Below are 18,425 nucleotides of genomic sequence, written 5' to 3' on the forward strand. Positions count from 1 at the left end.
AATGGATCAGGGATGGCAGGAGGTTAAATTGGGTCGTGTTTTCAGAGAAGGAAGTAGGATTGAAAATGGTACGAAGGAAGAAAACGAGATACGCTACAAACTTGAAGAATCTATATATAGTGGTCATTTAGGGTCATATCTGGATTTTATCCCAAAGTTTGAGGCAAGTCTGGGGACTTATAACGACCATGAAAACAAACTGGTATTTATTACAGATGGAGCCCAGTGGATACATAACTACTTGACTAACAGATTCCCCGACGCCATACATATTTTAGACTATTACCACGCTGTAGAACATCTAACAGATTTTGCTAAATTGAATTTTTCAGACACCACCAGGCGCAAAAACTGGGTAAAAGATCAAAAATTTGAATTGTTAGAAGGGTCTGCTTACAATGTGCTCGGTAATATATTGAAACTCAGAAACCTATCCCACGATGCGAAAAAGAGACGAATAAGCCTGGTGGAATATTACAAAAACAATATCGAAAGGATGCATTATAAACTTTTTCGTAGTCAAGGCCTTATGATTGGAAGTGGTCCAATGGAAGCAGCCCATAGAACTGTTAATCAAACACGAATGAAGCGTAGTGGTCAGCGGTGGACACCTGTTGGTGCGCAGGCCATGCTCAATCTTAGAGTCATAAGAGAAAGCAATCGATGGGATTGCGTCACGAACATGCTAACACAGGCTGCGTAAAATTGAAATGCACCCGTCAAAAATTAATAAAACATTGATTCAACAACTCATTGATGCAGAACAAATGACACCAGCGGGATTTGAGGCTATCGAAGTGGCCAAGCAGAATAATTCATGGAGCATACTAGACGAGGTAGAAGAACTTATTTTGCCTGTTGACCTGACCCAGGCTTTGGCTAGTACTCCCAATTCCGACACCTTTTTTGATCAATTAAGTGGGTCTGATAAACGGAACTTATTACAATGGCTGGTTTTAGCAAAACAAATGAAACACGTCAAAAACGGATCAGAGAAATTGTTGAATCTGCAAATCAAAAATTGAAACCAAGTATCCTTAAATGGGCAAAAAAGCCTGAGCCATGAAAGATACCGAAGTTACCCGCCTGTCGCGTCTGGTGGCCTTGCTTACACTTCTCCAGACAAAGCGGACAATTTCTGCAACAGAACTGGCAGATCGCTTTTCAGTGAGCACGCGCACGATTTACAGGGACATCAGAACCCTTGAAAGCGCAGGGATACCGGTTGTCACTCAGGAAGGAAAGGGATATTCGATGGTGGAAGGATACCGTCTTCCACCTGTCATGTTCACCAGAGAAGAAGCCATGGCATTACTCACAGCTGAAAAGCTTGCTTCCAGGCTTACTGATGCGGCCACTGCCAAGCTCAGCGGTGCAGCCATGGACAAGCTCCGGGCAGCACTCCGGCATTCAGACCGCGACCATCTGGAAACTATTGCTCCTTATATTCAGGTAATGGAACCGGCCAGCGCGTCTGATCGGCCCAATACGTATCAGCAACTGATTACCGCTGTGACATCTTACGGAGTTGTCCGCATGGGTTATCAGGCGGGAGAATCCGGAGAAACTACTATGCGCGAGATTGAGCCGATCGGGCTTTATCTAAGCGATCATTGGCATGTAGTAGCCTATTGTCGCCTGCGGCAAGCGTTTCGAAATTTTAGGCTTGACCGTATCAGCAGCTTGACCATAACGAATGAATCGTTCGCTGCACGTGCTGAAACTTTGCAACAATATTGGACAGACCAAGCTAAACGAATGGACCAGGAAAAAGTGGTGATACATTTCGATCCTTCAAAGGTATCGCCGGCCCAGGTCCAGCATCTTCATGATACCAAGCACAAATATGGCTGGGCTTATGAAAAAAACATGACCGACGGCAGCATAGAGATCTTGTTTTTTGTAGGCTCTCTCACTTACCTGTCTATTTGGTTACTACCTTTTGCCGGTTCAGTTAAAGTTATAGAGCCTGTTTCGCTATCAGGACATTTATCCAGGCTAGCAAAACAGACATATGATTCTTTTTATATAGAATAGAGTTTAATACTCCAATTAACGCATTGCAAATAAAATTAGGCTCGTCATGGTGATACCCACTAAGTGGTAGCTGCTGGTAATGACGCTGTAAAGCAGCGGCCGCGGAATATTTGGATTAATCGCGATGTTCGTGGTATTAGAAACTAAAAATCCAATCCCGATAAGCATTGCAAACTCGATAGCTTCACCGTAGGTTGTAATATTTAAATTATAAAACAGGATAGCGCTTGCAATGATGATCACTAATACGCAGAGCCCGGGGCCGGCAATAAAAAGCGGACCCTGATTATTAAGTTCTTGCCCATCTTTTCCTAGTGACACTTTATAGATTTCGCCAAACAATTTGAGAAACCACAACGCTCCCAACATAAAATAAGCAAAGAACGCTACCAGGACGCTTATCCAATTAATACTGCTCAGTACATTAATCATCGATTTAAAATTTTAGGTGTAATAAGATGCTTTGTCATTCGACTCTGTAAAGGTCGCAGTGGTGTGTGACAGCCTTATGTCATACCTGGTAATGGCAGCAAAAAAAAATTAAATCCATTTCATTGGAAACAGCATATACCAGATCATATAGGTTGTCGAGAATACTCCATGTAAGGTTGTGTGTGCGATAAGATAGCTCTTAGCCAAATCCGCCAGTATAAACCAGAAAAGCCTTTCACCTTTCGGGCTATATATGTTCCTTCATTTTTTGCCATGAAGGCAACTAATTATGGCCTATGGATCTTCTTCCCATTTGTTATTTGTCCGCGTACGCGAAAACGGTTGCTAAAGTGAGAATAACGCATGCAGTAAGTCCGAAGCCATATTCAAGTTGGGATCTAGCTTGCTGGTAGGACTAATCCCACTTCCTAATATGGGTCTAGAAATCGACAAATCCGCATTCGAAAGCACAGCACAAACCAAGGCAATCAGATAGATAAAAAAAAGCATATACCAGCTTATCTACACTAAAAGCCCTCCAATACTAAGGAACACAACTCCGCCAAACTCAATTGCCATACCTTGCCAGGCAATCATTTTCAGCCGATCTTTTCATCGAAATAATTCGGCAATCAGCCCGGTTCCCGATGCCATTACAGAGACAGTCGCCGCTCCTAATAAGATTCGGTCAACAATGACAATATATTGATTGTGAAGGGCTACAACAGCGACACCGAAAACTGCATATGGGATTAGTCCCGATAAAGAACGATAGTTGACTTTATATAGCAAAGATTTAGTTTCTATTCAAAAGTCAAGGCCCCGAAATAACTTGCCAAATAAAATGACATTGTTACCGCACCCAGGAAGAATGCAATCCATAAGAACTTTGACCTATTCCTGAGCTTGACAAAGTAAATAATAGCGAAACCGATCAGGAAATTGATCATGGCCCATAGCACATTATATGCCGGAGATGACGTCCCCTTACCGGGAGGATCAGCGAATGGCGTTGGAAAGGCTTTTCCGGTAATGCCATGAATGTAGTGCGGAAGCGTGTTGACAAGGAAGATGCCTGCAAAAAATGCGAGCAAATAATGAAACCATTTTGTTTGCATACGATGTTTGTTGTTATTAATCTTCTTTTAGCTACAAGTGAGCCGTAAAGCTAAGATATCCAGCTGTCAGCAACATGAGGCAAATGTCTCAATTTATCTTGCCGGATACGGGTAATCGTCCTTCTGTTCATACCCAGGTAGGAAGCAAGGTTCGATAATGAGACCCGGTGCAACAGTCGCGGGTTGGTTCTTTCAAGGTGTGCATACCTATCCCGCGCATTATACACTCTGAGAATAAAATCTTGGGTATCATGGTTGAGCAACATATAAGTCAATAGCCTTCTTGCGAAGGTCAGGATGTCCGGATGAGCGTGGCAGAGCGCTTCCAATTTTTTTCGGTCAATCAGCCACACTTCACATTTTTCACAGGCTTCTATCGTAAATGGGGAAGGATTACCGATTTTTCCATTCTTATAATCAGAAGTCAGCTCCCCTTCCAGATGAAAGTGGAGATTAATCTCGGCTCCTTCTTTAGTAATGAAAGTACGCAGGGCTCCCATTTCGACAAAATAGAAGGCACTACAAACCTGTCCTTCCGTCAACAATGCATCCCCCTTTCGTAATGGCACAAATTCAAACAATGTTGCGATCTGCATAATGCAGGAACCGCCATGCGGCGCAAGTAAACTGAGGAATTCCAATAGTCTTGTGTTTGCCATAATCTGGGGAGTTTTTGTCTGCATTAACGGTCAGCTTTTCCAAAAGAAGGCATAAAGATAGTAGTTCTTTACAGGTCACAAATTCTGTCCATCGGTAACAATGTTGAGTTGGCCTACTTTCCTTACCCGCTAAGAGCCAATTTTAAATTCGGTTCAGGACAATGCGCATCGAAAGCGGAGTTTTAGCACAACCTGCATAATTTGGTTAGGTTTATACGTCTATTCCAAGCGTATTTTGATTTACCTTTTTTAAAATGGAGTTACGATATTTTACTCCCCAATCCCCCATTGCTTCGATGACAGTACTTAAACTTTTACCTAAGGCTGTAAGCTCATATTCAACTGTAACAGGCCAGCAGGGAGCTTAGACTCGTGGCTTTTTCTCTCAGTTGTCGTTTCCCAGCGGACTTGAAAAGTTGTATACTCCCAGTGTCTCACTAACTCTTGTGAACGTTAATTGGCAATATCTATTGGACTTCTGACACCAAACCATATCTTACTTAAAAGCGTAATCTCCTTCGGAAAAACAAAATTACCCCAAGCATCAGGACGAGAAATAGCAAAACAAGACGAAATGATATTTCAGTGCTCTCGGGGATCTGGTGCCCGCTTCCGATGAAACAGAACCAAATGAATAGGTGCGCAAAAATAAGAAAGGCAACCAGCCAGTTTGTTATTTTCAAAAATAACTTAATAGTAATGCGTTAAATCATAGGTACGGTATAAAAATGCAATTCTATTAAGATGGAGGATGTTGAACAAACAAAAATTTTGTTTGCTTATGCTGCCTTTTGATATTTTTTGATTCTATGCTTTTTAATCCAATTAGATAAAAGTGGCTTCCGTAATTTGTTAATGGTCGGCAATATACTTCTGACTCGAACCACTCAGCAGCAACGCTTCGATCTCAGGTCTGAATTGATCAAGTTTGCTTTTAACTATACCGGTTGGCCGGTCTAGCTTTATTCCGGATAATTTCTTGGCCGCAAGTGACTCTTTCGTCCGCTTGCTGATCAGGTCTCTTCGGTTCGCTGATGCGATCAATTTCTGATGCCATCGCAAAAACCATGGCCATCACTTTACTCTGGATTGAGTCGTCAAGTTACCATGCTTCTTTCACAGTATGGATCCGGATACCTTTCTGCATGGCTATCGATATGATCTCCATCACTTCAAGCATGGACCTGGCCAGTCCGGAAACTCACTCAGCAAAATCACATCTCCTTTTTTAGCTCGTCCAGGATTGGACCGATTTTACCATTGCACCAGGAAACTTTTCCGGAACCGGTTTCCTGCACAGACTCTTCTTTCCCAAATTTTTCTCATTAGCCAGGTGCAGGATGTCGGATTTATTCTTTTCAAGGTCCTGGTCCACTGTTGAGACACGTAGATAGGCGATATTCCTGGGCTTTACCAGGCAATTAGATGAAAACCTTTTTTTTGTAATTATCTTACAATAATAGGTGATGTAGCTTTAATGCTTTTACTAAATTAGCCTTATTATTTATATGAACGTTTATTTTTGTAACAAATAAACACCTTTGAAGGCATCGCCGTTTGTGATCAATTCAGCGGCCAGGTTGGCAACCTGCCGTTTTTCGTGTTCTTTGCTTTCTATCATGTTTAGTAAAGCTTTATAGTATTTGGTATTAGCAGGAGTTCTAATCAGCCGAAAAGTAGAATTAGTTTATTCAGATAGACGCATTGTGCTGATCTGTGTCAATATACCAGGCATATCGGGTTGTACATGCTCCTCATGATCTGCCAGCCTAGTGCAACAAGCTGCTATCATTAAAATGATGATAGCGGACAGAATTAGATTTATTTTCATGATAATGGCCTGTTTGAAAGATGGATGGGACTCCTTTTGTAGAGGATTGTTGAATGATGACACAAAATTAATCTGATGATTAGCAGAAGAGTTAAATGTATTCAAACAGAAGGTTAATACATTCAAACAGTTTGACTTAACTTCAAGCAAACGATTTAAAAACAGTCATGGAATGGAAACCATACAAATAGGTTAATTGGGGTAATGTAGTTGCATTGTGATGATGCAGTTACAAAAAAATCTCCGGAGATGGTTTCCCCGGAGATTTGTAATTCACAATACGATTTTTAGCATCAATTAGCACCATTTATTCTATGACGGAATAGTCGACACCGTCGAGTGTTCATCTCTGACTGCCAGTGGATTAGTACCTGTTCGCTTTTTGAAAAAATTGTTAAAGTAAGTAGGATATTCATAGCCAAGACTATACGAGATTTCTGCAACGTTCCAATCCGTGTTTAAAAGTAGCGCCCTGGCTTCCGCAATAATACGGTCATTCAGATGTTCGGTTGTCGTTTTACCGGTTGCATCCCTGACAGCCCTGTTCAGGTGATTTACGTGAATCGAAAGTAAGTCCGCATATTGGTTGGGTGTCCGTAGTGTCAATGGTCTTTGCGGATCGACCGGAAATTGCCTGTCGAGCAGCTCCATAAACAGGGAGGCAATCCTCGTTGCTGCATTCTGATGCTCAAAATTCGTGTCAGGGGCTGCATTTTGAGCGCCTCATGCATTAACATATTCAAATGATTACGCAGCAGATCAAATTTGTGCACATAATCGGAATTAAACTCCTTGTACATGGTTTGAAAGATCGGTTTAATGTAAATGATCTGATCCGGATCGATGTAGTAGACCGGGTCAGATCCAAGCCTGAACAAGGGCGAGTGTTACAGAGCAGCATCCGCGTTGGTTTCCTGGTAGAACTCTTCGGTAAACAGGACAAAATATCCTTTTTGCTCTTCTGATATTGGCTCCCAAAAGTATGGTATTCTGGAATTTGTAAAGAGTAAGGCCGGTTTATCGATCAGAATTCCTTTGTCGGCATATTCCAACCGGCTGGTACCGAACTGGAGTGTTATTTTATAAAAGTCCCTGCGACTATATGGTACTGGCCGTGCCTGGAAATCATCGCATTCATAGATATTGAACTTGCTTCCGACATTCGGCAGTTTGTCTCCAAAGACTTCCTGCTGCGATTTTGCTTTTATCATCACCTTATCATAATAAATTCAAACAATACTTATATAAAAGCTTACCTCCTGAAAGGATCCCAAAATGGAAGTAACGAAAAACCAACCTGGACAAATGGTGTGGCACCCGTTTTGTTCCTGATCAGGTAATCATTCTGTTTTGCTCCAACTTTAAAAATCCTGGATTGCAGCGTTGAATTCAGTCCTCCTGAAAAGCTTATAACCGCTTTCTTAGTAAGCCTGTGCTCAAACATCAGCCCTGATTTTAATTCCGTTGTGGCAAAAGTCATACGGTGTGGCAGCGTCAGGTTCGGACCGTCGAATCCAAAGAATGAATTATTACCTGCCATTTCACTGAAAATACTTATAGAATTTCTTTTACCGATCGTTTTCCGAAGAGCGGCCCTGTACGGCAGGTCAGCGAGCAGATAAACGTCCAGTTCTTTAAATTTATGTGAATAGCTGATCAGGGGAATAAACGGGGTTAGTGAAGATGGATCGATGTTAAGCACCACCCCCACAGTCATATTCGTATTTTCCTTTCGAATGACCGGTATTGTAAGAACACCAAGGAAGCGTAACTGTTTGCTGGCAAAATCAGGATTGAAAATTCCCCCAACAGAGGCCGTCAGCGAAACAGGAATATTAAATAATGTATCTCGTCTGTTGAAACTTGCAGCCAGGTTGATCATCGGAACGTAACGGGTTTCTTCTGTAACCGAATATTCGGGGTTTTGTGTTGTGATTTGGTTCAGGTCAAAAAACTGATGAACAAACCCTACGCTTGCAACTAAGGTGTTTTTGTTTTGGGTCAGGATCGGAATATTCATGTTTACTGTTGTTCTGGACATCCGCATGCGACCACTAAAAAATTCACTGCCATAAAGTTTAGACCGGATATTTCCCTCGGCACTGCTTTGGTGGGTTATAGTCAGCTGACGAATTCGGGGATATATCAAAGCGGCCTCGTCAATACGGGCCGAACGGATGGAATCGATCATTTTCCGCTTCATTTCAGCCATCATTTTTTGTCTCACCGGGTCCATTTGCGACTGAGCTTGTACATATCCTGAAACAACTAATAAAAGAATCAAAATTTTAATGTTACGCATCGTATTTTGTTATTGATTAATAATAATGGGAGTTAATTGCTTGATTTAATGCTCAAATTAGATACAGCTCCATTTTTCGCCAGTGGCGCAGCAATAGCTAACCAACTGGCTTAAAATGGAAGTGCCCTATTGAAGGCATACTGATACATGGCTAATATTCGGAAAGCTTAATAAATCCTTCCCTGACCCAAAATTTGCCATTTAAATATCAGTACAGTAATCGTTTTAATGTGAAGCGGGCAAAAAGAGCAATAAGCCGACATTGGGGAATAAGAAAAGGCAGAAATCCGCGTGGAAATAAACTAGCAGACCATTTCGTGCCACAATTTGGTTGGTAAAATCCGGGGCCGTGATGACTATCTAACAATTCTTATCATGCTGAATTGTCCAAAAGTTGTAGGTTAATTGATGACTCTCAGGTTCCTGATAACCATTTAAGGAAGGCAGGGGCTTTTTCCTTACTAATCGTTATTACTTCGTCAACGGGTACGGAAATATTCAACGACAATTTCCTGGAAAATATACTTGAAGCGTTAACGATTGCTTTCCGGTTGATAAGCATTTGCCTGTTGACCCTGAAAAAATCATCTCCTACAATTTCTTCAAGCTCTTCAAGACTTTTTCCCGGATAATGTTTCTCCTGCCTGAATGTAATTAAGTGGACATTACCATTATCCAGGCGAAAAAAAGCGATATCGTCGATTTTTAAAGGTTTAATTATATCACGGTACTGTATCAATAACGATGAAGGCTTTGGAGATTTTATTCCCGACAATAGCCTTTTTATAGATTCATATTGGTCCGTCTGGGCTTCAACATTGGTCCTGGTTAATTTTCTGAATTTCTGTAATGAAGCATCAACCGACTCAGAGGAAAAGGGTTTGAGGATGTAATCAATTCCGTTTGCGTGAAATGCATTGAGTGCATATTCGTCATAAGCGGTACAAAAAATGACCGGCACAAATTCACTGCCAAGGATTTCGAAGCTAAGGCCATCTCCCAATTGAATATCACTGAATATCAGATCAGGCGCGGTATTGGTTGAGAACCACTTTTTTCCTTCTTCAACTGATTTAAGAATCGCTACAATTTCGATTGTAGGATCCAATTGCATCAGGGTTTGTGACAGGTCAAATGCGAGTGCATTCTCATCTTCTATAATGACTATTCTCATTTATCCAGAATTCTTATTGTAACGGTAAAATACTGGTTGTCGGAGGTGATGCGTATATCTTCGCTTCCCATAAACAGGTAACGTTCGGAAAGATTTGAAAGTCCATATCCGGTTGATGGCTCCTTATACCTGCGCGGCTGCATGTTATTTGAAATACTCAGGTAATCACCCTGCTGTTCAATTTGAATATGAATCGGCCGATTTTCAGTTAAATCATTGTGTTTTAGCACATTCTCAACCAGTGGCTGTAAGGCAAAGTAAGGCAAAAATCGTGTTTCCGCCGTTTCCTGGTCAATGGCTATGGAAAAGCTAAGTGCCTGGCCAAACCTGACCTCCTGCATTTTCAGGTAATCCAGGCAAAATTTCAGCTCATCTTTTATCAAGGCGGTCGTAGTATTGTTGCTTGATATGGCTACCCGGAGAAAATTGGCCAGGTGGATCAGATAACTTTCACCTTGCTTTGCATCGACTTTATAAAGTGATTTAATCGTAGTAAGCGAATTAAACAAAAAATGAGGATGAACCTGCTGAATTAACAATAGGTTTTTCGTTTCACTGGCACTTGCTTTCAGTTGAAGGTTTTCAATTTCGCCCTGCACCCTTTCGTGCTGTATAATGACTAATCTTTGGACGACTAATATCAATGAATTTAAAGCTATAACAGCCACAACAGATGGGCCATAATCCCATATTTCATCAAATCCTTTTGACTCCCAGGATGCTGTGGAAATTATTGTAAACAGTAACCGTGTCAGAATTCCGATGATAATTGAGGCAGTAAAACTCAGTACATAAAAAATTGTTGGGAGAAGTCTGCCAATCGATTTTTTATTATGTTGAAAAACTTTTAATAATAGCAGATTAGTAAAACTGGTTGCAGAAAAAAACAGTAAAGTCTCAAAAAACCGATTTACAGCTGCACTCAAATCTCCGATAATGGAAAGCAGGAAAATAAATATGACGATGGATGACATCAATGAGAGTACCCAGTTTAATCTGACCAGGCTCTTTACAGGTAATTGATTTGCCATCACTGAATTTAACTTATTTGAGGCTGATTCATATTTTCCCAAAAGTACATTTTATCGTTAACAATGATTTGTCATTTGTTTTGAACATATATCAAGTTATTGGCCTGATGGTCATAATTTCTCAAATTTGGTCAAAGTGAACCGAATCCGGCAACGACACAGCTGCGAACCGGGCAAAACAATACTTAAAGAGGTTAAAGTGAGGATTAAAATATCTGGTTTCAAGCCTAAGACACATCAGCCGACGTCTTGGCAAGGCTAATGCATAACAGCTTAGATGCAGCTCTAAAGATTAACAGTAAATGTTTGACCTTTTTTGATTGATAAATCATATTCGTTAAAACCTGGAATTGATATGGTAGCATTACCGACGGATTCGTTAATAATCGGCTGCAAAATTTCATGGATTTTATAGAACGTATTAGGATTGACACCAGTCGCCTTTTGCAAAGCAGTCGAAGAAGAAAAACGCGATTCTGCCAGTCTTATCCGGCAGTTGCCTCCCAGATTCGAGTGAATAGTTAATTTGGTGATGTGCTGATTTTTCCAGGTCATGTCCACCACAAATCCACCACGAGCCTTAAGACCTTTCACTTCACCATCTTTCCAGCCATCTGGTAAAGCCGGCAAAAGATGTAAGGCACCATCGTGTGACTGGAGCAACATTTCAGCAATCCCAGCCGTACAACCGAAATTACCATCAATCTGAAACGGCGGATGCGCGTCGAGTAAATTCGGATAAGTACCGCCACTTTGTCCTTGCTGCTCCTCTCCCGCCGGGCTCAGCTGATCTGCAATCAATTTATACGCCTGATTGCCATTGAGCAAACGTGCCCACCAATTCACCTTCCAACCCATGGACCATCCTGTCGATTTGTCGCCGCGATAAACCAGCGATTTTTGCGCCGCCTGAAATAGATGCGGGTGCCGGATCGGTGATATTTGTGCGGAAGGATACAGTCCATACAAGTGAGATATGTGGCGGTGCTTATCATCAGCGCGGTCCCAATCTTCCATCCATTCCTGCAACTGTCCTAGTTTACCGACTTGCATAGGCGCCAGTCTTTGTTTCATATTCGAAACCGAGTCCCTGAATGCAGCATCCAGACCCAGAATTTCGGAAACTTCCACGTAATTTGTAAAGACATCGAACACCAGCTGATTGTCCATTGTGGTACCAGCCGAAATTCCGGCACCACCCGGATGCGTATTTTCGGGAGACATAGATGGCGCCACCACCATCCACTTGTGTTTGGGTTCTTCCTGTAATACATCAACATAAAATGTCGCAACCCCTTTCAAAACAGGATAATATTCCTTCAAAAAAGCTTCATTTCCGTTGTAAAGGTAATGCTGCCATAAGTGTTGCGTGAGCCAGGCACCGCCCATTGGCCAGAGTCCGTAAAAGCCACCGTCCACATTACCGGTTATTCGCCAGATGTCCGTGTTATGATGCATGTTCCATCCACGTGCATGGTAATAATTCCTGGCGCTTTCTTTTCCTGTTTCGGAAAGATCCTTTAGCATGCTGAACAATGGCTGATGCATCTCACTGAGGTTTGTAACTTCTGCGGGCCAGTAATTCATTTCCGTATTGATATTGACCGTATACTTGCTGCTCCATGGTGGAGACAATTTATCATTCCAAATCCCCTGAAGGTTGGCAGGTTGCCCACCCTGCCGTGATGAACTGATCAGAAGATAACGCCCAAACTGGAAATAAAGAGATGCCAGTTGCGGATCGTTACCCTGATGGAAATCGGCAACGCGTTGATCCGTTGGTTTTTTCATGGCTTCGGTTTGTCCCAGATTCAGAAAAACACGGTTGAAATAACTTTGATAATCCTTTGTGTGACGTGCGCGAAGCTGTGTAATACTTTGCTTTGCACCAGCTGTCAAATATTGTTCTGCCCGTTTGAGCGCATTGGAGCTCAGATCTTTGTAATTAACAAAGTTGGTACCAATAGAAATAAATACTGTTAATTCGGAAGCATTTTTAACGACCAGGCTATTTCCTTCGGTTGACAAAGAACCACCTTTAATAACCGGTTGAACGGCCATTACAAACTCAACCTGCCCTTTTTTGTTGGTTACATCGCCCGAGCGGCCGGTTAGATAGATGCGTTGATTGCGAACTTCGCTTTTGTTCACCAATTGTATTGTGCTCAACGCCAGCTTACAACTGATGCTCCCGGGTTTGTCGGCGGTAACCCGCATGATAATTACCTGATCCGGATATGAAGCAAAATACTCACGTTTGTAACGAACTCCATTATAAGCATAACTCACGGAGCTAATTGCCTGCTGTATATCCAGATCGCGGCGGTAATCGGTTGCCATTTGATGTCCGGGAAAATCCATCATGAGATCACCGGCAAGCTGGTAGGGCATTCCATAATTATTGTTCTCTGCTGCCCGACGCGGCATGGCTTCATTGGCCAGATCCTGAGCTTGCTTGTAGTCTCCTTTAAAAATCATTTCCCTCAGCCGCTCCATGGTCGGAAACAAATCCTGGTGCGCATTGTTCCCCGGGCCTCCTGCCCAGATCGTTTCTTCATTTAGCTGAATCTGCTCGCGCTCTAATCCGCCAAAAACCATTGCGCCAAGGCGGCCATTACCAATAGGAAGCGCCTGATTCCAGTTGGAAGCAGGTTTATTATACCAAAGTTTGTAAAAACCATCCGGCACTTCCTTTGCAAGGGCGCTGTTAACTACCACTAATAACAATAAAAAAGACTTGCAAACAGTCTTCGTTTGAAAAGGGAACTTGCTTAAAATCATTATTCGTTTGCTAAATAAATACTAAAAATCAGAAGACGTTTTTACTAGGTTACAAGTAAAGTAAAATGCCTTTGGAAATTATCTTGTAAATTTCAGGAATAAGGAACAAAATAAGTTTTATACTTATCTTGCTGAAAAGAATCTGCCCTTTGTAATGGATAACCGTTTTACCATTTACAGGAGCCTCAGACAGTTTTCGTAAGACCCCTTGCCAAATTATTCAGCTTAAAAATCCAGATATAGCCAACCTGATTTACTATATTAGTTTAACGATAAAACCGTATAGTGCAATTGAAATATTTGATGTAATGAAAATTATCTGTTTTTTGCTTTTTTCAGTATTTATTAGTTGCGGGCCAAAATATGATACGAAGTATTACAAAGCCATTTCTCAGGATAAACGGGATACTGCATTATTAAAGTTAGTATCATCAGAGGAAGGCTTTTACGGAGATTACCAGATCAAATACTCCGACAAAACAAAAGATGATGGTACCATTAAAGGCAATGTTAAGGGTGATACATTAATAGGAACTTATAGCTTTCTATCAAGGGGCAACTCGAGAACTGTGGCTCCTATTGCTTTTTTAAGGGCAAGTGAAAAATTAAAGCTTGGTACCGGTATAGTCGGGACTTACATGGGGTTTCATGTTTATCAGGGTGGTAGTATATCCTTCAATGATTCTTTATTCCAGTTTCAACCCATTGAATCTGATGAATTAACTTTTATAAAAAATTCAATCAAATAAATTCTGTGTGAAGCAAACCTCTTTATATTCGTATCCAACGAAGCAATAAGTCGCCTATGTACGATGTCTTTTTCCAAAAATTCAATGAAAAAATTTCCCTGACAGAGCAGGAAGAAAATTTCATCAGGCAATACCTTACACCGAAGAAATTAAGAAAACGGCAGTATTTACTCCAGGAAGGCGACATCTGCAAAAGTATTGCCCTTTTAGAGAAAGGATCCATGCGGAGCTATCTGGTGGATCCTGCTGGCCAGGAGCATATCACTGCCTTTGCCCTGGAAGGATGGACCATCGGTGATCTGTCCAGTTTTCACAGTGAACTGCCCTCAACGCAAAACATTGACGCGCTGGAAGATTGTGAACTGGTATTGATCAGCAAATCAGCACATGACGAACTGCTGAGAACAATGCCAAAATATGAAACGTATTTCCGTTTGTTGATTACAGATGCCTATTTGGCGCTTCAAAAGAGAACTCTAAGCATGATTAGCCTGTCTTTGGACGACCGTTATAAAGCTTTCATGGAATCCTATCCAAACATCGCCCAGCGTGTTCCCCAGCACATGATCGCTTCTTATATGGGCTTGTCACCAGAGACCCTCAGCCGGATCAGAAGCAGAATAAACACTTCGAAATAACAAATCATTGATTCTGGTCAATGCCTGATCTTGACCAAAATCAATAGAATTTCTTGTCCAAACGCATTGGCTCACGGGGCTCCATGCTGGTACTTTTGTGTATCAAAATCGACAAGAAAATGAACACAAAACAGACCATCGCTATCATCGGGGCTACCGGTAACATGGGTTCCGGCATATCTAAAAAACTTTCAAATGGAAACTTCCGCCTTCTTCTTTTTGCAAATCAGCTTAGTAAGCTACAAACGCTCGAGGCTGAAATACTGGAAGCAAATCCTTCTGCTGACATTGAAGTAACGGCCTGTCCTACTGAGGCTTCCTGGGAGGCTGACATCATTATTCTTGCTGTCGCCTACCCTGTTCAGCAGCAAATTGCACAGAAAATTAAGGAGGTTGCCAATCAAAAAATTGTTATCAGTATTGCCAATCCGCTAAACGATACTTACGACGGACTGGTTACAGCTCCCGATTCCAGTGCGGCCGAAGAGCTTCAAAAATTGCTTCCCAATTCAAAGGTTATCAAAGCATTCAATACGGTCTTTGCTGCCGACTTTGCACAGCCCGTTATTGCTGACAAACAAGCGGATGCATTCATTGCAGGTGATGATCAGGGTGCCTTGCAAACGGTGAGCGAGCTAGTAGTAACCGCTGGTTTTAACCCCATCATTGCCGGTGCATTGAAGGTGAGCCGCACGCTGGAAAGCATGTCACTGCTGCTGATCCAGCTTAATATAAAAAACAATTACAACTGGCTTGCCGGCTGGAAAATCCTGCACCAGTAATCTCCAAATTAAAAAATTTTTAACGATAATCTTTTAATACAAAACCAATCATGAAATTTACATCTGTAAAAAATACCGTATTAACACTTTCAGTAGCAGCACTTTTTGGTACAATAGTAAGCTGTCAGTCACCGTCTTCAACATCTGAAACGTCTGGCGTCAATATTGACAGTATTAAAACCGTTGCGTTAAATCTGGCGGCCTCGAACGACAGTACCGCCTCCCGTCTGAAAACATTTGACGCACTGGATTTTGACGTATTCAGTAACCAGAAATGGGATCAGTTTAAGGAAAGCCATGCACAGGATATCAAAGTTTACTGGCCTGATGGTCATGTGACGGAAGGACTTGATATTCACATTAAAGATATGAAAGACCTTTTTGTATATGCACCAGATACAAGGATTAAAGAACACCCGATAAAATTCGGATCCGGCGATTACACCATTGTCACAGGCGTGTTCGAAGGCACCTTTACCAAACCAATGCCGACCGGTAACGGAAAATTTATTCAGCCAACGGGCAAAGCCTTTAAATTTCCAATGGCAACCGTTGGTCTGTGGAAAAATGGGGTGATGATCGAAGAGCACCTTTTCTGGGACAATGCAACCTTCGCAAAACAGATTGGTATTTAATTGCAACGGCCTGCATGCAAAGGAAACAATTCTTAAAAACAGCCTTATCAGGCGCAATCGGGATGAGTACTTTAACAGAGTTTAAAAATTTCACTGGCAATCTTCCAGAACAGCAACAGCTGATGCCGGTTTTGTTTATTGGCCATGGTTCGCCTATGAACGGGATTGAAGACACTGCATTCAGCCGCAGATGGACACAAATGGCCAAAGAAATTCCTACGCCTTCGGCGGTTCTGGTCGTGTCTGCGCACTGGTTTACCCAAGGCACAAAGATTACCGCAATGGATTTCCCCGAAACCATTCACGATTTCGGAGGATTTCCACCAGCGCTTTTTGCCGTACAGTATCCGGCTCCGGGGAATCCGGTTCTGGCCAAAGAGACTGCCTCTTTGATTCATTCAGCCAAAGTGGAGCTCAATCACGACTGGGGACTGGACCACGGAACCTGGACGGTGGTAAGACATATGTATCCTGAGGCTAAAATTCCGGTACTGCAGTTGAGCATTGATTATACCAAAGGTCCCCAATACCATTACGATCTGGCCAGAGAGCTTTTGGCCTTACGCAAAAAAGGTGTACTTATTATTGGTAGCGGAAATATGGTACACAATCTTAGAATGGTTGCCTGGGACAAAATCAATCAGACCGGCTACGGGTATGACTGGGCGCTTGATATCAATGAAAAATTCAAGTCGCTGATTACAGAAAATGATCATAAGCCACTGATCAACTACGCACAAATGGGTCGTGAGGCGATGCTGGCGATACCAACGCCGGAACATTATCTTCCTTTGATGTACACATTGGGTTTAAAATCAGGTAACGAAAAGGTTTCATTCTTTAACGATCAGGCCGTCGGCGGTTCGCTTACGATGACTTCTGTGAAAATCGGATGAAAACCAGTTGGAAATACATCATAGTCCTGCTGCTCGCCTTCGGCAGTGCAGGACTATATTCAAAGCAAAAAAGCAGTACAATCATGAAACAAGAAACAACGGTTGAAACCAAAAATCTGGCATTAAAATACCTAATCCGTGAGCCAAAAGTAAAAACAGATAAGCGCAAAGGAATTATTTTGCTACACGGCGTTGGCAGTAATGAAAAGGACTTGTTTGGTCTGGCAGAACATTTACCAGACGACTTTTACATAATATCGGCACGCGGTCCTTTTACTTTGGGAGCCGAACGGTATGCCTGGTATAACGTTGATTTTTCAACAGGAAAACCGGTTTATGACGCAAAGCAGGAAGAAGTTAGCCGTGAGATTATTTCCACTTTCATCGGGCAAATCAAGCAGCAATACTTGCTGGATGATGTTTACCTGGGCGGTTTTAGCCAGGGCGCGATCATGAGTTACAGCATCGGTCTGACCCAGCCAAAATCGTTACGCGGTATTGTTGCACTGAGCGGCAGGCTGCTACCAGAAATACAGCCTTTGGTCAAAAAAAGTGATGATCTCAGCAAATTAAGCGTGTTTGTTGCCCACGGAACACAGGACCGGACACTGGGCATTGCATACGCAAGGGAAGCAAAAACCTATCTGAAAGAATTGGGTGTGAACCTTACTTATACAGAATATGAAAACGCGCATCAGATCAGTGAAAGTGTCCTGAAAGATCTTCGGGACTGGATGACCAGGCAAGACAGCGCGCAACCTTAATATAGTTTAAGCTTATTAGTTAAACTATGTTATGGGCTTAACCGAAACATTTACAGCAATTTTGCATCATTAAATTGGTTAAACACTTTTGAAAAATGACAACGAATGACGTGCTGATGCACCACCTAACAGCTTTTGGCAATAACGATCTGGTAGAAATACTGAAAGATTATACCGAAGAATCAGAATTGTTGACACCAAATGGCCCCTTGAAAGGGCTGGAAGCAATTAAGGGATTTTTTGAAGACTATTTTGCAGTGATACCAACCGGATCAGCTTTTGAAATGAAACAGCTAAGTGTAACCGGCCCGGTAGCATACGTAGCCTGGACCAGCGAATCGGCCACTTTTACCTTCCCGATAGGTACCGATACTTTTTTCATACAAGATGAAAAGATTGTTTATCACACCGTTGCCGATTACAGGATTGCCAGGTAAAACCAAATTTAAATCACTTCAAACATGAAAATAACTTCAAAGTTTATCAAATTTTCGTCTGCCATTTTGATGGTAGCGGGTTTAAGTTTCACTGTTCAGGCACAGGAATACCGTTCTGCAACAGCTTATGGCGAACCGGGCAAAGCGCCTGGAATGTAG

General features: G+C 42.0%; 21 protein-coding genes and 1 pseudogene. 12 read left to right on the forward strand and 10 right to left on the reverse strand.

Annotated features, from left to right (window positions below; genetic code table 11):
- The 3 genes from E0F88_RS33630 to E0F88_RS07700 form a co-directional block, all read left to right on the forward strand.
- The coding region (locus E0F88_RS33630) for a UPF0236 family transposase-like protein (RefSeq protein WP_374756311.1) at window positions 1-703 on the forward strand (703 nt) is incomplete at its 5' end.
- Between the two features lie 7 nt (window positions 704-710).
- Window positions 711-1,025: a YdeI/OmpD-associated family protein gene (locus E0F88_RS07695; RefSeq protein WP_220466255.1), complete on the forward strand. Its 315-nt coding sequence runs from the start codon at window positions 711-713 to the stop codon at window positions 1,023-1,025.
- A gap of 37 nt (window positions 1,026-1,062) precedes the next feature.
- Window positions 1,063-2,037: a helix-turn-helix transcriptional regulator gene (locus E0F88_RS07700; RefSeq protein WP_131957667.1), complete on the forward strand. Its 975-nt coding sequence runs from the start codon at window positions 1,063-1,065 to the stop codon at window positions 2,035-2,037.
- A 15-nt stretch (window positions 2,038-2,052) separates the two neighbouring features.
- Here E0F88_RS07700 and E0F88_RS07705 read toward each other — a convergent pair whose 3' ends face one another.
- The 4 genes and pseudogenes from E0F88_RS07705 to E0F88_RS07720 form a co-directional block, all read right to left on the reverse strand.
- Window positions 2,053-2,469, reverse strand: coding sequence for a DUF1761 domain-containing protein (locus tag E0F88_RS07705; RefSeq protein ID WP_131957668.1), 417 nt, complete (start codon window positions 2,467-2,469; stop codon window positions 2,053-2,055).
- An 803-nt stretch (window positions 2,470-3,272) separates the two neighbouring features.
- Window positions 3,273-3,587 (reverse strand): hypothetical protein, encoded by a 315-nt coding sequence (locus E0F88_RS07710; protein ID WP_131957669.1) that lies wholly within the window; start codon window positions 3,585-3,587, stop codon window positions 3,273-3,275.
- Window positions 3,588-3,637: 50 nt separating this feature from the next.
- Window positions 3,638-4,246, reverse strand: coding sequence for a Crp/Fnr family transcriptional regulator (locus E0F88_RS07715; RefSeq protein WP_165940016.1), 609 nt, complete (start codon window positions 4,244-4,246; stop codon window positions 3,638-3,640).
- A 211-nt stretch (window positions 4,247-4,457) separates the two neighbouring features.
- A pseudogene (locus tag E0F88_RS07720) lies at window positions 4,458-4,589 on the reverse strand (winged helix-turn-helix transcriptional regulator); the annotation flags it as partial.
- Between the two features lie 691 nt (window positions 4,590-5,280).
- Here E0F88_RS07720 and E0F88_RS33635 point away from each other — a divergent pair.
- Window positions 5,281-5,478: a hypothetical protein gene (locus E0F88_RS33635; protein WP_165940017.1), complete on the forward strand. Its 198-nt coding sequence runs from the start codon at window positions 5,281-5,283 to the stop codon at window positions 5,476-5,478.
- Between the two features lie 911 nt (window positions 5,479-6,389).
- Here E0F88_RS33635 and E0F88_RS34015 read toward each other — a convergent pair.
- From E0F88_RS34015 to E0F88_RS07750, 6 genes are all read right to left on the reverse strand, one after another.
- Entirely contained in the window at window positions 6,390-6,728 is a 339-nt protein-coding gene (locus tag E0F88_RS34015) for a helix-turn-helix domain-containing protein (protein WP_220466256.1), read from the reverse strand.
- Between the two features lie 236 nt (window positions 6,729-6,964).
- Window positions 6,965-7,288, reverse strand: coding sequence for a hypothetical protein (locus E0F88_RS34020; RefSeq protein ID WP_220466257.1), 324 nt, complete (start codon window positions 7,286-7,288; stop codon window positions 6,965-6,967).
- Between the two features lie 41 nt (window positions 7,289-7,329).
- The gene (locus tag E0F88_RS07735; protein WP_131957671.1) at window positions 7,330-8,379 is read right to left on the reverse strand and encodes a hypothetical protein; all 1,050 of its coding nucleotides are present in this window, start codon (window positions 8,377-8,379) and stop codon (window positions 7,330-7,332) included.
- Between the two features lie 415 nt (window positions 8,380-8,794).
- A complete protein-coding gene (locus tag E0F88_RS07740) occupies window positions 8,795-9,553 on the reverse strand; it encodes a LytR/AlgR family response regulator transcription factor (protein WP_131957672.1) in 759 nt (252 codons plus the stop codon).
- Window positions 9,550-10,584: a sensor histidine kinase gene (locus E0F88_RS07745; RefSeq protein WP_131957673.1), complete on the reverse strand. Its 1,035-nt coding sequence runs from the start codon at window positions 10,582-10,584 to the stop codon at window positions 9,550-9,552. The genes E0F88_RS07740 and E0F88_RS07745 overlap by 4 nt, the downstream gene beginning before the upstream one ends.
- A gap of 285 nt (window positions 10,585-10,869) precedes the next feature.
- Entirely contained in the window at window positions 10,870-13,365 is a 2,496-nt protein-coding gene (locus E0F88_RS07750; protein WP_131957674.1) for a glycoside hydrolase family 95 protein, read from the reverse strand.
- 308 nt (window positions 13,366-13,673) lie between these two features.
- On the opposite strand from E0F88_RS07750, the gene E0F88_RS07755 reads away from it, so the two are divergent.
- The 8 genes from E0F88_RS07755 to E0F88_RS34515 all read left to right on the forward strand — a co-directional run bounded on the left by E0F88_RS07755 (window position 13,674) and on the right by E0F88_RS34515 (window position 18,425).
- A complete protein-coding gene (locus E0F88_RS07755) occupies window positions 13,674-14,114 on the forward strand; it encodes a hypothetical protein (protein ID WP_131957675.1) in 441 nt (146 codons plus the stop codon).
- A 56-nt stretch (window positions 14,115-14,170) separates the two neighbouring features.
- Window positions 14,171-14,752, forward strand: a complete 582-nt coding sequence (locus E0F88_RS07760) for a Crp/Fnr family transcriptional regulator (protein WP_131957676.1) — start codon at window positions 14,171-14,173, stop codon at window positions 14,750-14,752.
- A 119-nt stretch (window positions 14,753-14,871) separates the two neighbouring features.
- Entirely contained in the window at window positions 14,872-15,534 is a 663-nt protein-coding gene (locus E0F88_RS07765; RefSeq protein WP_131957677.1) for an NADPH-dependent F420 reductase, read from the forward strand.
- 50 nt (window positions 15,535-15,584) lie between these two features.
- Entirely contained in the window at window positions 15,585-16,169 is a 585-nt protein-coding gene (locus E0F88_RS07770) for an ester cyclase (protein ID WP_131957678.1), read from the forward strand.
- A gap of 62 nt (window positions 16,170-16,231) precedes the next feature.
- Window positions 16,232-17,065 carry a 4,5-DOPA-extradiol-dioxygenase gene (ygiD, locus tag E0F88_RS07775; protein WP_131958405.1) on the forward strand — a complete coding sequence of 278 codons (834 nt, stop codon included), beginning with the start codon at window positions 16,232-16,234 and terminating at the stop codon, window positions 17,063-17,065.
- A gap of 83 nt (window positions 17,066-17,148) precedes the next feature.
- Window positions 17,149-17,829: an alpha/beta hydrolase gene (locus E0F88_RS07780; RefSeq protein ID WP_131957679.1), complete on the forward strand. Its 681-nt coding sequence runs from the start codon at window positions 17,149-17,151 to the stop codon at window positions 17,827-17,829.
- A 95-nt stretch (window positions 17,830-17,924) separates the two neighbouring features.
- Window positions 17,925-18,266, forward strand: a complete 342-nt coding sequence (locus E0F88_RS07785) for a nuclear transport factor 2 family protein (protein WP_131957680.1) — start codon at window positions 17,925-17,927, stop codon at window positions 18,264-18,266.
- A gap of 24 nt (window positions 18,267-18,290) precedes the next feature.
- Window positions 18,291-18,425, forward strand: coding sequence for a hypothetical protein (locus tag E0F88_RS34515; protein ID WP_262709870.1), 135 nt, complete (start codon window positions 18,291-18,293; stop codon window positions 18,423-18,425).

The organism is Dyadobacter psychrotolerans, from assembly GCF_004349265.1.
GTDB classification, from domain to species: domain Bacteria; phylum Bacteroidota; class Bacteroidia; order Cytophagales; family Spirosomataceae; genus Dyadobacter; species Dyadobacter psychrotolerans.

Excerpts from the sequence above, each read along its gene's own strand:
- E0F88_RS07695 (WP_220466255.1), top strand. The coding sequence starts at position 711 with ATGCACCCGTCAAAAATTAATAAAACATTGATTCAACAACTCATTGAT.
- E0F88_RS07700 (WP_131957667.1), top strand. The coding sequence starts at position 1,063 with ATGAAAGATACCGAAGTTACCCGCCTGTCGCGTCTGGTGGCCTTGCTT.
- E0F88_RS07705 (WP_131957668.1), bottom strand. The coding sequence starts at position 2,469 with ATGATTAATGTACTGAGCAGTATTAATTGGATAAGCGTCCTGGTAGCG.
- E0F88_RS07710 (WP_131957669.1), bottom strand. The coding sequence starts at position 3,587 with ATGCAAACAAAATGGTTTCATTATTTGCTCGCATTTTTTGCAGGCATC.
- E0F88_RS07715 (WP_165940016.1), bottom strand. The coding sequence starts at position 4,246 with ATGGCAAACACAAGACTATTGGAATTCCTCAGTTTACTTGCGCCGCAT.
- E0F88_RS33635 (WP_165940017.1), top strand. The coding sequence starts at position 5,281 with ATGCGATCAATTTCTGATGCCATCGCAAAAACCATGGCCATCACTTTA.
- E0F88_RS34015 (WP_220466256.1), bottom strand. The coding sequence starts at position 6,728 with ATGGAGCTGCTCGACAGGCAATTTCCGGTCGATCCGCAAAGACCATTG.
- E0F88_RS34020 (WP_220466257.1), bottom strand. The coding sequence starts at position 7,288 with ATGATAAAAGCAAAATCGCAGCAGGAAGTCTTTGGAGACAAACTGCCG.
- E0F88_RS07735 (WP_131957671.1), bottom strand. The coding sequence starts at position 8,379 with ATGCGTAACATTAAAATTTTGATTCTTTTATTAGTTGTTTCAGGATAT.
- E0F88_RS07740 (WP_131957672.1), bottom strand. The coding sequence starts at position 9,553 with ATGAGAATAGTCATTATAGAAGATGAGAATGCACTCGCATTTGACCTG.
- E0F88_RS07745 (WP_131957673.1), bottom strand. The coding sequence starts at position 10,584 with ATGGCAAATCAATTACCTGTAAAGAGCCTGGTCAGATTAAACTGGGTA.
- E0F88_RS07750 (WP_131957674.1), bottom strand. The coding sequence starts at position 13,365 with ATGATTTTAAGCAAGTTCCCTTTTCAAACGAAGACTGTTTGCAAGTCT.
- E0F88_RS07755 (WP_131957675.1), top strand. The coding sequence starts at position 13,674 with ATGAAAATTATCTGTTTTTTGCTTTTTTCAGTATTTATTAGTTGCGGG.
- E0F88_RS07760 (WP_131957676.1), top strand. The coding sequence starts at position 14,171 with ATGTACGATGTCTTTTTCCAAAAATTCAATGAAAAAATTTCCCTGACA.
- E0F88_RS07765 (WP_131957677.1), top strand. The coding sequence starts at position 14,872 with ATGAACACAAAACAGACCATCGCTATCATCGGGGCTACCGGTAACATG.
- E0F88_RS07770 (WP_131957678.1), top strand. The coding sequence starts at position 15,585 with ATGAAATTTACATCTGTAAAAAATACCGTATTAACACTTTCAGTAGCA.
- ygiD (WP_131958405.1), top strand. The coding sequence starts at position 16,232 with ATGAGTACTTTAACAGAGTTTAAAAATTTCACTGGCAATCTTCCAGAA.
- E0F88_RS07780 (WP_131957679.1), top strand. The coding sequence starts at position 17,149 with ATGAAACAAGAAACAACGGTTGAAACCAAAAATCTGGCATTAAAATAC.
- E0F88_RS07785 (WP_131957680.1), top strand. The coding sequence starts at position 17,925 with ATGACAACGAATGACGTGCTGATGCACCACCTAACAGCTTTTGGCAAT.
- E0F88_RS34515 (WP_262709870.1), top strand. The coding sequence starts at position 18,291 with ATGAAAATAACTTCAAAGTTTATCAAATTTTCGTCTGCCATTTTGATG.